Genomic DNA, 14,943 nt, shown 5'->3' with positions numbered 1-14,943 from the left:
ATTATTCCTCGATCAGTGATGTAGATGTTCTATCCATTAGCGGCTTAAACAGATAGCTCAACAGTGAACGCGAACCTGTTTTGACGAATACCTCAACGGGCATCCCCGGTTTGATATTCAACCCTGCCAGTTTTTCCATGCCTTCAGGGCTTACTCTCAACCGCATTTGGTAATAAGGTTCTCTTGTCACCCCATCTACAAAACGGTCGGCAGAAACTACCATCACCTTGCCCGCGACTTTCGGCGTCCGGTTCTGATTGAATGCTGTAAACATCAAATCAACATCCTGCCCTACAGCCACTTTATCAATCAGGTTCACCATCAAACGCGCCTCCACCTCCAGCGCACTCTGGGTTGGCAGAATTTCCATTAATTTCTCACCGGAAGCCACCACACCACCCTGAGTAAACACGGTTAATCCAACCACTGAGCCATCTACCGGAGCAATGATGGAAGTATGTGACAGATCAAATTGCGCCGTTTCCAGCTTATTTCCCAGCTCATTGGCCAATACTTGTATATCTGCCAGTTGGCTGCGTACTTCACGTTGGTAATCCGCCTGACGCTGGATAACTCGCTGCTGCGTTTCCTGTTGCTGTTTTTCAAGCTGGCCGATACGCCCAGTCATCTCAGCCATGCTGCCACTCAATTCACTTTGACTACGCAGTAATTCCAGATAGCGATTACGAGGAAAATAACCCTCTTCAGTCAGAGCTTGCAGATTCGTAACCTGCTCCTTAAGTGAGACTTGCTGTTGCTGTTTGTTCATCAGCGCTTCCCGCAGTCCCTTGATTTGAAAATTCAGTCCCTCTTCAGTCTGTTGCATTCCCGCCAAATCACTGCGCAGCATTTCACGACGTGATAAAAAGAGCTGTTTCTGCAAGGCAAGAATCTCATCAATGCGGGGTTCCGATTGCTGATTCAGAAGCGTGGGAGGAAAAACAACAGCATCCCGCCCTTGCTGCTCGGCCAGAAGCCGGGCTTCCGTTGCCAATGTGGTATAAAACTGCTGTTTCAGAGAATCAATTTGAGCATTAACCTGTACCTGACTGAGCTGAACCAAAACCTGCCCGGCCTTCACTTGCTCGCCCTCTTTCACCTGAATTTGCTTGATAATGCCATTAACAGGGGACTGTACCGTTTTACGGTTCCCATCAACCACGACAGTACCAGAAGAAGCAACCCCTTTATCGAGTGGGGCGAATGCTGCCCAGATGAGAAACCCCAGAATGCCAATCCCAATCACCAACCAGCCTATTCGCAGGTAACGATTTGCATCCAGCGGCAATGATTCTGACACCTCGTTGTTTTTGGCATCCTTTGCGTTAGTCTGATAGGACATCTTTACTCCCAAATAGAAATATCCCAAGAATTGAAATATGGCTGAATCATGTTACGAGGCACGTTCGACCGCTTTTAACTGTGACTGTGGTTGCGACGGAGATGAAGATTGAGATAGCGCCTCCATAACTTGCTGGGAAGGGCCAAACATTTTCAGTTTTCCCTGCACTAACAGCAAAATTTTAGTTGTTTGCGAGAGCAATGAAGGCCTGTGAGTGATAACGACCACCGTTTTACCTTGTTCCCGTAATTGAGCGATCGCATGGCTTAGAGCTTTTTCACCAATATCATCCAGATTCGAGTTAGGTTCATCCAACACCAAGAGCGATGGATTGCCATATAGAGCACGAGCCAAACCAATTCGCTGTTTTTGTCCGCCAGACAGCCCCATGCCACCAGCGCCAATCACAGTGTCATAACCCTGCTCAAGATTGAGTATTAATTCATGAACACCGGCTTTCTTCGCCGCCTCAATGACTTTTTCAGGTTCAACATCATTAAAACGGGCGATATTTTCCGCGATTGTGCCACCAAACAGCTCAATATCCTGTGGCAGATAACCTATGGATGCCCCTAATTCATCTTTATTCCACTGGTAGATATCAGCATCATCAAGCCGTACAACGCCCTCTTGCGCTGGCCATATCCCTACCAGCAAACGAGCCAGTGTAGATTTCCCCGACGCACTGGGGCCAATCACTCCCAGTACATCACCAGGACTCAGGGCAAAGTTGATATCCTGCAAGACATATTGGTTATTTGGCGATGATCCGTTTTGTGAGATCTCAACTGTCCGCATTTTACTCGGTGGCATTGCTGATACTTTTTCCAGTCGTAGCATCCCCTCAGGAGATGGTAATGACATGCCACTCTTACGTTCTGGTTGAGCTTTCAACAGCTTGTCCAATCGTTGCCATGACAGGCGGGCAGTACTCAAACTCTTCCATGCCTGTATCAATTGCTCAATCGGCGACAACGCCCTTCCCATCAAAATAGAACCCGCAATCATCATCCCGGGAGTGATATTTCCTTCAATCGCCAACCAACCGCCCAAGCCAAGAATCAACGATTGCAAAGCCAGACGCACCGTTTTGGTCAACGCTGTGATAGATGCGGAGCGTTTACTGGCAATGCGCTGAAAATTGAGAAAACGCTTATGCAGGCCAAACCAACGATGGCGCAATGTCGGCAACATTCCGAGCGCTTCAATTACTTCGGCATTACGCAAGTTAGTACTGGCTAAATTAGCTGATCGTAAAGAAAGATTGCTTGCTTCCGCTAGAGGCACTTGAGATAACCACTGATTCAGCACCGCCAGCGCGATCAAAATGATCGCCCCAACCAGCGCCAACAATCCCAAATATGGGCTGAACAGAAAAATGACGCAAAGATAGACAGGAAACCAAGGCGCATCAAAAAAAGCAAACAGTGCATTACCCGTCAGGAACTGGCGGATAGTCGCCAAATCATTGAGCATCTGTCCTGCATCAGTGGAACCATTTCTCAGGTTGGATTCATATGAGGCGGTATAAACCCGCTGGTTCAGATGCATATCAAACTGGCTGCCAATGCGGATCACCACCATACTCCGGATATATTCCAGCCCACCCATAATGGCGAACATACCCAGTGTGATTAACGTCAGCATCAGCAAAGTCATTTCATTACTGGATGGCAGTACTCGATCATACACTTGAAGCATATAAATAGTGGGAACCAGCATCAGCAAATTGATGAATGCCGTAAATAAGCCAATAGTCCAGAAGACCTTGCTGCGTGCACGGATAACATCCGTGATTTCATCCTTTGGAAAGCGTAATTTCACTGCAATCCCTTTATCATTAACTGAAGCAAAACGAATTAGTTATTTATACCCTTATTTTCCAACCCACAGCTTTTGATTCACAGCTTTGCTGAAATCTATCGGGTATATAACCATGCATGATTTTTATTTTGTTACCGCATTCGCTGTGCCACTAAATGTCATGACCAGTTTCCGTCCATCAACAAAATAGGCAATCCATTGTTCCGATTCATGACTAAAAAACGCCAAACTATTGCCATCACCATCGGTCAATGTGATGCCATCAGGAGCCGGATACCACCCTTCAACAGATGGCCCAATCAACTCAGCCACACAAGCATCACCTTTCAAAGCCCAAATTGAACCTTCGGGTAAATGGGTATCAGTCAATTCAATACTGCACAACTTATTCCCACCGGAGAGTTGCCATAATCCTTTCAATTCACCAGCAGATGGAAGCCTCAAACTACTCGCCATACATCCTCCTACAAAAAAGAGAGAAAAAATTATCGATAAGATTGATTTTGATAAAATCGGTTTCAATAAAAACAATTTCGATATATAAAACTGACAACTACAAAGAAAAGAGCCAGAGAAAACAGGCAATAAACTGCGATATCGATATGACACGGCTATCTCCTTCCATCTCTTCATAATACTGCCGTATCCTGAGGCGCATACGGCAGTATTCCATTAACTCAATGACATCAATTAGACGATGAAATCTGCTTCAGTTAACGGTTGACCGACCACTTTCACCAGAAAATCGTTGCCCGCCAAATCACCACCAAGGCTGATTTCCAAATCAGTTACCTCGGTCACTTCATCATAAGTGAACAGCACTTCGCCCGCCTTACCTGAGAACGAATCCACAAATTTGATATCGCCAGTACCACCGAAATTGAATTCAGACAGATCGATTTTGTCTTCACCAGAGACGAAATCGTGGATCCAGTCTGGATTGTCTTGCAGCGATTCTTTGCCATCCAGGTAAACAAAGGTATCGTTACCTTCACCACCCCACAGATGATCACCGCCCAGACCGCCATAAATAATGTCATTGCCTGCGCCGCCTTTCAGGATGTTATCTGCGCTGTTACCCACCAGAATATCATCGCCGCTACCGCCAATCGCGTTCTCAATAACAACACCACGGGCAATAGAAACGTTGCCTTTCAAACCACCCACATCTGAAAAAGCGCCTTCATTGAGATTGATACGCTGATTTTGAGTAAAGCCGGAGAAATCAAAGGTATCTTCACCACCCGCATCCCAGACACTAAATACCAGTTTGCTGTTCGCATCGGTTGCTGTCATGAAGTCGCGGTCAGTATTGGAATTGAAACCGTATATGGTATCCCCACTACGGGTTTCCATATTCGCTCCATACAGCTCCTGAATGGCAGAAATATCATTCAGTAGAGGTGCTGATGAAAAATGATATTTGAAATCTTGACCCGTGAATTTTTCACCAAAGTAACTCATGACGGTATAAGCACGAGAATCTTCGAAATATTCCGCTGATCTGATATAACTTGGACGTATTTTATCAGAAGCATCATAATCGGCAGGATGTTCCAGCCCTAATGTATGTCCAATTTCATGAGTGAAAGTCTGACGGGCATAACCATTCACACCGATGTCATTGTCTACAAAAGTATAGCTTTTCGCATTATACCAAGTATAAGAAGTTCTCTGTCCCTGTGGAAAGGTAGCAAATGCATAATCTCCTCTCTCACTATGATCAAAGAAACCAAAAGTTATATTCGCTTTATTAACGTCACTCACCTCGGTAAATTTAATATTGGCAACATCAGACCAGGATTGTAAAGAAAGTTTCGCGGCTTCTTGTTGTTCTTCATTAAAAGTACTGAAGTCAGAAATCTTAAACCACGGCATTATAGAAGGTGCCGATTCCAGAAAATGATACGATAGTTCCAATGTGCCAGAATTAATGTATTTCTTGGACCATTGATAATCACCACGTGTAAGCCTATCAGGCGCTTCATCCGCTAATGCTTCATGCGCAACATAAACACTAGGATCAGAGTTTGGGACGTAGGCTGTGAGAAGTGAATGAACATCCTGCACGGAATTGGAATCAGATAACCCCACATAGGTATATTTTTTCTTTGAGGTCATATAAATCTCCTGTAATAACAAGATAAGTATTCTAAAACCCGAAATTTTAATAATAACGGAAGTAAGAGTTCTAAATTCTTCCTAAGACCTTCTTGGAAAGAAAACTCCGGAATAAAATAGCGTTAGTTATGGTCTATGTAAAAATAATTCCTATAACTTTTTAGAATAAATATTAAACAAATTTAATTTATGCAATTAATTATTAATTTCTCAATGTGATTTTTTTGATAATATAAAAACAACATTATTTAATAATAAATAATGTTGTTTTTATCTACTGAAAATTGATCCTAAGAGAGAATTATCTTCCTACCTGATTTTTTAAAAAATAGATGTTTTTTATTCAACTTGAAATTTATTCCATATCTTTATAATTCAAATCGTAGTTATATGAAATTATAATATAATGCAATTATAACATAAAATCGTAATTATATTTTCATATAATTATGAAATAATGGTACAGATAGGAAATAACTCTCCAGAAACTAACTCACACTAAGTTATGTTCTGAATAAGAGGAATAGGGATAACTGGAGTTGTTGAGTTAAATGGAATAACAGAAAATAATTAAGTGCTGCCAATAAGACAGCACATTAGCGATAGGTTATATACCCAATCAAATTGTAGAGCAGCCAACAAGGGCAGCACATTAAAAAATGACGGGACGATCAAAAATCCCGCTGGGCTGCATACACAGACCAGATTCGACGAATGTGCACAGTGATCTCTTCACGATCGTGATACAGGTGTTTCGCCTGGATCTGCGCATTCACGCCGTTCTCTTTCAATTGCAGCTCTATTTTCTGCAAAATATGAGCCACTTCCTCATAGCGCTTTTTCATCGGCAATTTAAGATTGAAGATCGCCTCACGACACCAGCTTTTTACCAGCCAATCCGTCATAAGTTGTGCAACTTTAGCGGGTTTCTCAACCATGTCACACACCAGCCAGTAAATATTTTTCACTGACGGTTCAAATTTGAAACCGTCCACACGATAATGCTTCACCTGTCCCGTATCCATCAGGCTTTCAGCCATTAAGCCATTATCTACCGCATGAACAATCATGCTGCGTTTCACAAACTGGTAAGTCCATCCTCCCGGACAAGCACCGAGATCCACTGCGTGAAGGCCGCTATCCAAACGCTCTTCCCATTCGTCATAAGGAATAAATACATGGAAGGCTTCTTCCAGTTTCAGTGTTGAACGGCTTGGTGCATCTGAAGGGAATTTCAGGCGAGGGATACCCATATAGAAACGGGAATTATTGTTGCTGTAGGAATACCCGACATAACAGCAACCTGAAGCAATGAAAAAAACATGAATCACAGGGCGACTGAAATTTTCCTTTGCCAGCAAAAGTTTTTCCTGACGCATCGCATTACGCAGCGGAACCGTAAACTTACGGCAGAATTTTATCAACTCTTTGCTTTCATTGGTATCCGGCACTTCTACACGCAGCTCACCCGCCCTCTCAATGACACCAAACAACATGCCAATAATCGGTGTAATGCGATCTTCCTGCGGTAAATCTTTCAATAGCTCACCAACAACCAACATTTGACGAGCAAAAATCATCTCACGGAACGGAATTTCCCGGATCAGGCGATCCGCATCATCCGGTTGATAACATTCAAACAGCACATAGCCACTGTTCTCTTTCACGCGGGCGAAACCGTAAATTTCTTTTTTACCCGCTTTATCGGTAATTTCTGCCGCACACTCTTTTTCAAAACCCGGACGGCAATATAAAGCAACTTTATTCATGGCTAAGCGCCAATTTCCTTAGACGCAGAGCGCCAATTAATACACATAACCAACCAATGAGAAAACTGAACCCACCGATTGGTGTTAAATAGACCAAAAATTTTAACGGTAAAAAGGCCAGACAATAAAGACTGCCACTAAACAGCACAATTCCCGCAGCGAAAAAAAAACCACTCCAGCCAAACGATGCTACAGGCTGACGCATCAATAAAGCTGCCAGAGCCATCATGGCGAGTGTATGCAGCCCTTGATATTGCAGGCCGGTATGAATCCATTCCATCTGACGTGGTGTCAGGATAGGTGCTAACATATGTGCCCCCATCGCTCCCAATGCCACGTAGAAAAAACCACTGATCCCAACAAAAATAAGCATGATTCGACTGTTCATCACACAGCTCCTGTTTCTGTTTAGCAGCTATATAGCTGGTTATTAATTGTGTCAGATTAAGTGTGTTGGGTGATAAATCCTAACCTTTCTTGCTCAGTCGCTGCTTGAGTCAGTATCCATTTCCGGAAAGCTGCGATCTTGCCCAATTCTGCCTGATTATCGTGACAAACCAAATAAAATGCATTCTTACTGACCAAAACATCATTGAACGGGCAGACAAGACGCCCTGCATCAATTTCATTCTGTGCCATGACATTGTTAGCCAGAGCAACCCCTTGACCATGCACTGCCGCCTGAATCACCATCGAACTATGACTGAATATTGGCCCCTGCTGAACATTGATCTGCTGCTGCATATCAAGCTGGCGGATATAGGCTTGCCAATCCCGCCGGGATGAATCGTGCAGCAAAGTATGTTTGGCGAGATCTGAAGGCGTTTTCAATGGACGATCTCCCGTCAGCAACGAAGGAGAACAAACGGGTAACAGATATTCCGGGTAAAGGCGGTCGGTTCTCATTCCCGGCCAGTTTCCCCTGCCATAAAAAATCGCGACATCGACATCATCAGCCAGTTTATCTTCTTCCCGATCCACCGCCTGAATACGGACATCGATCCCCGGAAAACTCTGATTAAAACCGGAAAGCCGAGGCACTAACCACTGAATAGCAAAACTGGGGGATAAACTGACCGTTAACGCCCCCTTAGCACTACGGGCCTGAAGTTTGCGGGTGGCATCATTGATAGCGGTAAAAATTTCCTTGATATCGAGATAATAACTTTGTCCATCTTCTGTCAATAATAGTGAACGATTACGACGACGAAAAAGCTTTAATCCCAGAAAATCTTCCAGACTTTTCATTTGATGACTAACAGCAGCCTGAGTCACAAATAATTCTTCTGCCGCTTTAGTAAAACTTAAATAACGGGCCGCAGCATCAAAAACGCGTAACGCATTGAGTGGAGGTAAACGTTTAGACATGTTCGTTTCTTATATAATAGTGACGATACCGATAACTCTTTTCATTCAGGTATTAGTTTTTGTAATCCGAATCATTATAATTTGTCCATTGATGATATACCAGCAAATCCCTATAGTGTGCGCACTTCCTAAGCCGGAACGAAAAGTCTCTTTGTAGCAATACATTGACGCTTTTGGCTTTGTGGTTGTGATGTTGTGTTTGCAAGTTGTCTGGGAAACCAGACTTTGTAGCGTAAGCTGCTGTTTTTTCACTTCCTGTACATTTACCCTGTCTGTCCATAGTGATTTTTTTTAATGCACCGCAATGGCGGTGCTTTTTTTCTCAACGTTCTCCTGTAGAATTCCTCTTCTCTTGGCTAAAGAAAAACTTATTATTTATCACACAACGATTAAATTAGCACCGTTTATGAAAGCCTTTGACTCCGAAAAATTCCGACAGTACTTTCCTGCCCTGCAACAATCAGCCACATTTTTGGACAGTGCAGCCACGGCATTAAAACCGACCTGTATGATTGAAGCAACTGAACACTATTACCAAAACCATAGTGCAACAGTACATCGCAGCCAACATGCCACTGCACAGGCCATGACCGCTCGTTATGAGCAAGCCCGTTCAATGGTGGCGGGATTTATCAATGCGCCATTGCCTGAAGATATTATCTGGACGAAAGGCACAACCGAGGCCATCAATCTAGCCGCACAAAGTTACTTCCGTTCCCGTCTGAACGTAGGTGATGAAATCATAGTCAGTGAACAGGAACACCACTCTAACCTGCTGCCGTGGCTGATTCTGGCAGAACAGACGGGCGCAAAAATCGTCAAATGGCCGATTGGTAATCAGCGCCAACCAGAAATCGACATCCTCGCAGAACTATTGACTGAAAAAAGCCGCTTGGTTGCCATCAGCCAAATATCGAACGTTACGGGTGCAGCAGTAGATTTGGCACAAGTCACTAAACTCGCCCACCAATATGATTGCCGAGTTCTGGTAGATGGTGCTCAGGGCATCGTTCACGCGCCTATCAATGTTCATCAACTGGATATCGATTTTTATGCCTTCTCGGCCCATAAACTGTATGGCCCAAATGGATTGGGTGTGCTGTATGGCAAAACTGAATTACTGAATGCGATGTCACCGTGGCATGGCGGCGGCAAGATGCTGACTCAAGTCTCATTTGACGGTTTTACACCGGAAGCAGTACCTTATCGCTTTGAAGCAGGAACGCCCAATGTTGCGGGTGTGATCGGCTTTGCCGCAACCTTGGAATGGCTGAAAACCATTGATATCCAGCTCGCCGAATCTTATGCAATTGCTCTGACGGATTATGCTGAACAGCAACTCAGCACGCTGGCGGGTTTTATCAGTTACCGTGTAGCAGGCTCCAGTTTGCTGACTTTCAATATCGCCGGAATACACCACAGTGACTTGGCAACGCTGATTGCAGAACAAAATATCTCCCTGCGTTCAGGGCAACATTGCGCCCAGCCACTGCTGGATGCCCTTGGGATTAGCGGCTGCCTGCGCGCTTCATTTATGCCTTATAATAACCAGCAAGATGCGGATAGGCTGATCAGCGCCGTAAAGTTTGCTGTATCGATGCTGGATGATTGAGATTGCAACTTTTCGCATCAATTTTCGCATCAAATAGCTTTAGTTTAGAAGCATAACTGCTATTATCCTGAAACTTCAATAATCCTGAAACCTCATTCAGAGCAAATCAACGACAAATCCACTGCAAGATAAATAACCAATGACACAATTCTCAGACAGAATTCTTGCTCCACATCCCTTCGGAACGGAAATCACAGAGCAACAACTTATTGAAAATTTTCAGCAATGCACATTATGGGAAGATCGTTACCGACAGCTAATCAGTCTGGCCAGAAAGCTGCCAGCTTTGGCGGATAAGCTAAAACAACAGAATATCGAAAGATCCGGCTGTGAAAATCGGGTCTGGCTGGGGCATCAACGACTTTCAGACGGCCGCCTGCATTTTTATGGCGATAGTGAAGGCCGTATTGTCAAAGGGTTATTGGCTATTCTACTGACTACCGTGGAAGGCAAAACACCAGAGCAGGTTTTACAAACACCTTTAACTGAGTTATTTCAACAAATTGGCCTTGAACAGCAATTAAGTGGTTCAAAGCTCAATGGTGTGAAATCCCTGATAAATACGATTCAGGAAATAGCTAATACCTATATTCATTAGCTTTGTTTTAAGATGAGACCTGTTTACAGCGTATTTTCCCGCCCGGCTTTTGCCACCATCTTTTTCAATGCGTGGGATACAGCAACAAAACCAAATGTCGCCGTAACCATTGTTGCGGCACCAAAACCAGAAGCGCAATCCATCCGCTTAGAGCCATCCGCGGTACTCTTCGCGGCGCAAACTGTGCCATCAGATTGGGGATAAACCAGCTGCTCCGTTGAAAAAACGCAGTCAATGCCCAACTTGCCTTTGCCGTTTTTCATCACACGATAATCCGACTTCAAGCGCTCTTTCAATTTGGCCGCCAATGGATCTTGTACTGTTTTTGCTAAATCCACCACCTGAATCTGGGTAGGATCGAGTTGCCCACCCGCTCCGCCAGTCGTTACAACCGGAATTTTATAGCGACGACAATAGGCCAATAACGCCGCTTTTGACCGTATGCTGTCAATCGCATCAATAACATAACTGAATCCTGTGGACATCAATTCGGCCACATTATTAGGCGTGACAAAATCATCAATGCAAGTAACTTTGCATTCAGGGTTGATCGCTCGTATCCGATCAGCGATGACTTCTGTTTTTGGCAAGCCTACGTTTTGTACCAACGTGTGTAACTGACGATTGGTATTGGTGACACAAACATCATCCATATCAATTAGCGTGATAGCACCGATACCTGTGCGCGCCAGAGCTTCTGCCGCCCATGAACCAACACCGCCAATGCCCACAACACAAACATGTGAACGGGCAAATAATGAAAGCGCTTTCTGACCATATAGTCGAGCCGTACCAGCAAAACGCTGAAGATAAGCATTAGATAGAAAAACTTGCATTGTTAAATAAATCCTGCATAAAACCTATCTCTATTGAAATAGGTTATCGATTGATTATTTCAAATTGATCGTAAGAATTGGAGGAATCTTACTGGTTATCAGCCAAAAAACCAGATGATGCTTTCTTCAATACCCAAACACGGCCATAGTGATTATAAAAACCGGCCATTTCACCCGATTTTTCCCCGATGCCATGATAAATATCAAAATGGTTTCCTTTTATGGCTCCACCAACATCCAGAGCTACCATCAGACGCATCTGATATTGGCCGGTAAATTTGCCCATCTTATCCAATACAGGCACTTCTGCCAGTAACGCTGTTCCGGGAGGGATCAATGATTTGTCAGATGCTACCGATGCTTTTGCAACAAGGGGCACGGCACTGGCTCCCCTCACTTGGGTATGAGGTTCAGGTTTAAAGAAAATAAATGAAGGATTATGTTCCAGCAATTCTCTCACTTCGGGTTCGCTGTGCTGTTCTGCCCACTGACGGATAGCTTTCATGGACATTTTCTCTTTCAGCACTTCTCCTCGACTAATCAGAACACTGCCAATACTAAGATAGGCATGTCCGTTTTTTCCCCCATAGCCAAAAAAGGTAAATGAACGCCCACCCCCAAAATTGACATAGCCACTTCCTTGTACTTCCATCATAAAATTATCCATCAGGGAATCACTGTAACCGATAATAAATTTCTTATTCAGTACTCCGCGATATATCGCAGCACGGCTTGGTAAACGGGAATGAGAGAGGGTTGTTGGCATACGGTACAACGGATATTTAAACTCACCTTGTTTGGTATGTCGTGCGTGCAACACAGGAGTGTAATAACCCGTGAATTTTACGTTGCCATATTTATCTTCACCTTCCATCTGATAAGCCAGCAAGCCAAATTCATTTAAATCACGGGTATCACCCCCCGACAACATCCAATTTTCGATCGCCTCAAATATTTCACGGTTATTGTTATAAAGGCGAGGAGAAGCTTCACTGATATATTTAACTTGAGTGACAAAGTCTCTGGCATTAACCGGGGAGCCTTCGGTATTAGGAGCATTAACCAACTGGAGGTTGTGGATAATTCGCCCATCCTTATATTGCTGTGCCCGATCAGTCGGCCGAAAATGACATCCTGATAATAACGAAATGACAAATCCAAATAAAAGATATTTGCCCCACATTCTCATATTAATGCCTTATCTCTAACCATCGCTTACTCCGACCACGAACAATATCAAACACCAATAAATAATGAAATGTAGTTATAAAAAATAGCTTACTGTTTTGATAAAGCCCATCGAGTAAAAATAAGACAGCAAGATTGCTTTTCAACCAAAAATCAAAATAATTTAGCAAATATTAATAAAAAAACTTGCAACTGCTACATTCAAGAGTATAGTGTGCCGACATCGAACGCGGGGTGGAGCAGCTTGGTAGCTCGTCGGGCTCATAACCCGAAGGTCGTCGGTTCAAATCCGGCCCCCGCAACCAGTTCGATAAGATGTTATCGTTGATATGTCGTAATATTCAAACGATTTAGTAGTAGAGAAAATTTAGCAGTAAAGAAAGTCATCATTCAGTATTTGCATTCATGATTGATAATCAAGATTTGCAGATAGACGGACGCGGGGTGGAGCAGCTTGGTAGCTCGTCGGGCTCATAACCCGAAGGTCGTCGGTTCAAATCCGGCCCCCGCAACCAACTTTATACGATGTCATTGCTCAATATTTGCATTCACGATTAATAATCAATTTGCAAATAGACGGACGCGGGGTGGAGCAGCCTGGTAGCTCGTCGGGCTCATAACCCGAAGGTCGTCGGTTCAAATCCGGCCCCCGCAACCAATATCAATTTTTTATCTTATCTCTTAGATTTCTTCCCAGTTCTTATTTCCTGACTTTTATCTGGTTTATTTTTAAATTTAGCTTTTAAATTAGCATTTAAATATTATTTAAATCCTGTTTAAAAAAATGTCTATAATTACATCATAAGCAATCAACCCTTACTGGCTTTATTTAATATTCTATCAGGCCAAGCTTCACAATAGCCTTTATGGCGAGAAGTTAATTCACAACGGATATTTCACCGCCGTGCTAATTCTGCTCCATTTTTGAAATATGCCTTAATGCCAGCAAAAATAGATTCCGCCACTTTTTGCTGGAATTTAGCTGTCTTAAGTTTACGTTCTTCTTCCAGATTACTGATAAATGCAGTTTCTACCAAAATAGAAGGAATCTCTGGTGCTTTCAATACCGCAAATCCTGCCTGATCGACACTATTTTTATGCAGTTTATTAATTTTACCCATCCGTTTGAGCACTTCATCACCAAACTTCAAGCTATCATTAATCGTTGCGGTTTGAACCAAATCCAACATGGTATGATCCAAATATTTATCACCACTTTTGCTAACCCCACCAATCAAGTCAGCCTCGTTCTGAGTCTGAGCGAGGAAGCGGGCTGTATTGCTGGTGGCTCCCTTAGTTGAAAGCGCAAACACGGATGATCCCCGAGCGGAGCGATTTGTAAAGGCATCCGCATGAATAGAAACAAAGAGATCAGCCTGCATCTTACGAGCTTTCGCCACTCTCACTTTCAAGGGAATAAACACATCTTCATTACGGGTCATGTAAACTTTCATACCCGGCTCACGCTTGATGATTGCCTGTAAACGACGGGCAATTTGCAACACGACATCTTTTTCCCGGGTTTTATATTTCCCAATCGCTCCAGAATCTTCACCACCATGACCAGGATCGAGCATAATCACAATCGGCCTGTCTCTGCCTGCCTTTCCGGGTTTACGGGTCTCAGCCGGTAAACGCTGTTCCAGATTCCCACTGTTGTATTCTTCAAGCAAAGCCAGCAAAGGATCATCATCCATACTAGCAGCCTTTTTGGGATATAGATCGAGTACCAAACGGTGCTTAAACTTTGCAATTGGTGGTAATGTAAAAATATGCGGAGCTACAGGCTGTTTTATTTCAAATACTAAACGCACTGTTTTAGGATCAAATTGCCCTGTTCTCACTAATTTTAAATAAGGATCACGCTGCTGAATTTGTGTCCCCATACTGCTCAAAACACTATTAAGCTGGATACCCCGTAAATCAATCACAATACGGTTAGGATTTGAAAGTGAAAACTGGCGATACTTAAGTGGAATATTAGACTCCAACGTCACTCTGGTATAGCTTGATGCAGGCCAAATACGAACAGCAATTACTTTTGAAGTAGCTGCGTAACCTATTGGGCTGATACTTAATAGCCATACCGCGGCTGCACCTTTCAGCAGGCGACGACGTGAAGTATTATGGTCTGAATGACTCATCGTTTATTCCATTTAAAAACAACCGAACTCAGTAATCTTTACTAAAGATAATAGTTAAGCGGGAACTCTAATTAATTAGCGAACTTCTGTCATCAAAAAAAAATGCATTTTTTAATCCCCTAATTTATATATGCCAATATA

Annotated in this window: 12 protein-coding genes and 3 tRNA genes; 5 read left to right on the top strand and 10 right to left on the bottom strand. The window is 43.4% G+C overall.

The features are described 5' to 3' along the window. Position 1: 1 nt before the first annotated feature. The 7 genes from BM135_RS03045 to BM135_RS03015 form a co-directional block, all read right to left on the bottom strand. The gene (locus BM135_RS03045; RefSeq protein WP_092517690.1) at positions 2 to 1,342 is read right to left on the bottom strand and encodes an HlyD family type I secretion periplasmic adaptor subunit; all 1,341 of its coding nucleotides are present in this window, start codon (positions 1,340 to 1,342) and stop codon (positions 2 to 4) included. A gap of 51 nt (positions 1,343 to 1,393) precedes the next feature. Then, a complete protein-coding gene (locus BM135_RS03040) occupies positions 1,394 to 3,166 on the bottom strand; it encodes a type I secretion system permease/ATPase (protein WP_092517688.1) in 1,773 nt (590 codons plus the stop codon). Between the two features lie 123 nt (positions 3,167 to 3,289). Next, entirely contained in the window at positions 3,290 to 3,622 is a 333-nt protein-coding gene (locus BM135_RS03035) for an AprI/Inh family metalloprotease inhibitor (protein WP_092517686.1), read from the bottom strand. 234 nt (positions 3,623 to 3,856) lie between these two features. Continuing rightward, positions 3,857 to 5,287: a serralysin family metalloprotease gene (locus tag BM135_RS03030; protein WP_092517684.1), complete on the bottom strand. Its 1,431-nt coding sequence runs from the start codon at positions 5,285 to 5,287 to the stop codon at positions 3,857 to 3,859. Positions 5,288 to 5,958: 671 nt separating this feature from the next. Beyond that, positions 5,959 to 7,056, bottom strand: coding sequence for a 23S rRNA (cytidine(2498)-2'-O)-methyltransferase RlmM (gene rlmM, locus BM135_RS03025; protein WP_092517682.1), 1,098 nt, complete (start codon positions 7,054 to 7,056; stop codon positions 5,959 to 5,961). Beyond that, entirely contained in the window at positions 7,049 to 7,444 is a 396-nt protein-coding gene (locus BM135_RS03020; protein WP_092517680.1) for a DUF423 domain-containing protein, read from the bottom strand. Before BM135_RS03020 ends, rlmM begins: the two co-directional genes overlap by 8 nt. Positions 7,445 to 7,500: 56 nt before the next feature. Further along, positions 7,501 to 8,424, bottom strand: coding sequence for a transcriptional regulator GcvA (locus BM135_RS03015; RefSeq protein WP_092517678.1), 924 nt, complete (start codon positions 8,422 to 8,424; stop codon positions 7,501 to 7,503). 406 nt (positions 8,425 to 8,830) lie between these two features. Between BM135_RS03015 and csdA the strand changes: the two genes are divergently transcribed. Continuing rightward, positions 8,831 to 10,036: a cysteine desulfurase CsdA gene (csdA, locus tag BM135_RS03010; protein ID WP_092517767.1), complete on the top strand. Its 1,206-nt coding sequence runs from the start codon at positions 8,831 to 8,833 to the stop codon at positions 10,034 to 10,036. 139 nt (positions 10,037 to 10,175) lie between these two features. After that, on the top strand, positions 10,176 to 10,634 hold the full coding sequence (csdE, locus tag BM135_RS03005; RefSeq protein ID WP_092517676.1) for a cysteine desulfurase sulfur acceptor subunit CsdE: 459 nt from the start codon (positions 10,176 to 10,178) through the stop codon (positions 10,632 to 10,634). A 23-nt stretch (positions 10,635 to 10,657) separates the two neighbouring features. On the opposite strand, the gene tcdA is transcribed toward csdE, so the two are convergent. Further along, the gene (gene tcdA, locus BM135_RS03000; protein ID WP_092517674.1) at positions 10,658 to 11,470 is read right to left on the bottom strand and encodes a tRNA cyclic N6-threonylcarbamoyladenosine(37) synthase TcdA; all 813 of its coding nucleotides are present in this window, start codon (positions 11,468 to 11,470) and stop codon (positions 10,658 to 10,660) included. 88 nt (positions 11,471 to 11,558) lie between these two features. After that, on the bottom strand, positions 11,559 to 12,659 hold the full coding sequence (mltA, locus tag BM135_RS02995) for a murein transglycosylase A (protein ID WP_092517672.1): 1,101 nt from the start codon (positions 12,657 to 12,659) through the stop codon (positions 11,559 to 11,561). Between the two features lie 227 nt (positions 12,660 to 12,886). Between mltA and BM135_RS02990 the strand changes: the two genes are divergently transcribed. The 3 genes from BM135_RS02990 to BM135_RS02980 all read left to right on the top strand — a co-directional run bounded on the left by BM135_RS02990 (position 12,887) and on the right by BM135_RS02980 (position 13,316). Beyond that, a tRNA-Met gene (locus BM135_RS02990) sits at positions 12,887 to 12,963 on the top strand. Positions 12,964 to 13,096: 133 nt separating this feature from the next. Continuing rightward, positions 13,097 to 13,173 (top strand) — tRNA-Met (locus BM135_RS02985). A gap of 66 nt (positions 13,174 to 13,239) precedes the next feature. Next, positions 13,240 to 13,316: transfer RNA gene (locus BM135_RS02980), tRNA-Met, on the top strand. A gap of 238 nt (positions 13,317 to 13,554) precedes the next feature. Here BM135_RS02980 and amiC read toward each other — a convergent pair. Beyond that, positions 13,555 to 14,802 carry an N-acetylmuramoyl-L-alanine amidase AmiC gene (gene amiC / locus BM135_RS02975; RefSeq protein ID WP_092517670.1) on the bottom strand — a complete coding sequence of 416 codons (1,248 nt, stop codon included), beginning with the start codon at positions 14,800 to 14,802 and terminating at the stop codon, positions 13,555 to 13,557. Positions 14,803 to 14,943 lie beyond the last annotated feature (141 nt).

Origin of the sequence: Xenorhabdus japonica (assembly GCF_900115195.1) — a bacterium.
GTDB classification, from domain to species: Bacteria; Pseudomonadota; Gammaproteobacteria; order Enterobacterales; family Enterobacteriaceae; genus Xenorhabdus; species Xenorhabdus japonica.
This window is presented reverse-complemented; position numbering and strand designations above follow the sequence as displayed.

Bases quoted from the DNA above. Each gene is read 5' to 3' on its own strand.
- tcdA (WP_092517674.1), bottom strand. From the start codon at position 11,470: ATGCAAGTTTTTCTATCTAATGCTTATCTTCAGCGTTTTGCTGGTACG.
- BM135_RS03045 (WP_092517690.1), bottom strand. From the start codon at position 1,342: ATGTCCTATCAGACTAACGCAAAGGATGCCAAAAACAACGAGGTGTCA.
- rlmM (WP_092517682.1), bottom strand. From the start codon at position 7,056: ATGAATAAAGTTGCTTTATATTGCCGTCCGGGTTTTGAAAAAGAGTGT.
- BM135_RS03020 (WP_092517680.1), bottom strand. From the start codon at position 7,444: ATGAACAGTCGAATCATGCTTATTTTTGTTGGGATCAGTGGTTTTTTC.
- mltA (WP_092517672.1), bottom strand. From the start codon at position 12,659: ATGAGAATGTGGGGCAAATATCTTTTATTTGGATTTGTCATTTCGTTA.
- csdE (WP_092517676.1), top strand. From the start codon at position 10,176: ATGACACAATTCTCAGACAGAATTCTTGCTCCACATCCCTTCGGAACG.
- amiC (WP_092517670.1), bottom strand. From the start codon at position 14,802: ATGAGTCATTCAGACCATAATACTTCACGTCGTCGCCTGCTGAAAGGT.
- csdA (WP_092517767.1), top strand. From the start codon at position 8,831: ATGAAAGCCTTTGACTCCGAAAAATTCCGACAGTACTTTCCTGCCCTG.
- BM135_RS03030 (WP_092517684.1), bottom strand. From the start codon at position 5,287: ATGACCTCAAAGAAAAAATATACCTATGTGGGGTTATCTGATTCCAAT.
- BM135_RS03015 (WP_092517678.1), bottom strand. From the start codon at position 8,424: ATGTCTAAACGTTTACCTCCACTCAATGCGTTACGCGTTTTTGATGCT.
- BM135_RS03035 (WP_092517686.1), bottom strand. From the start codon at position 3,622: ATGGCGAGTAGTTTGAGGCTTCCATCTGCTGGTGAATTGAAAGGATTA.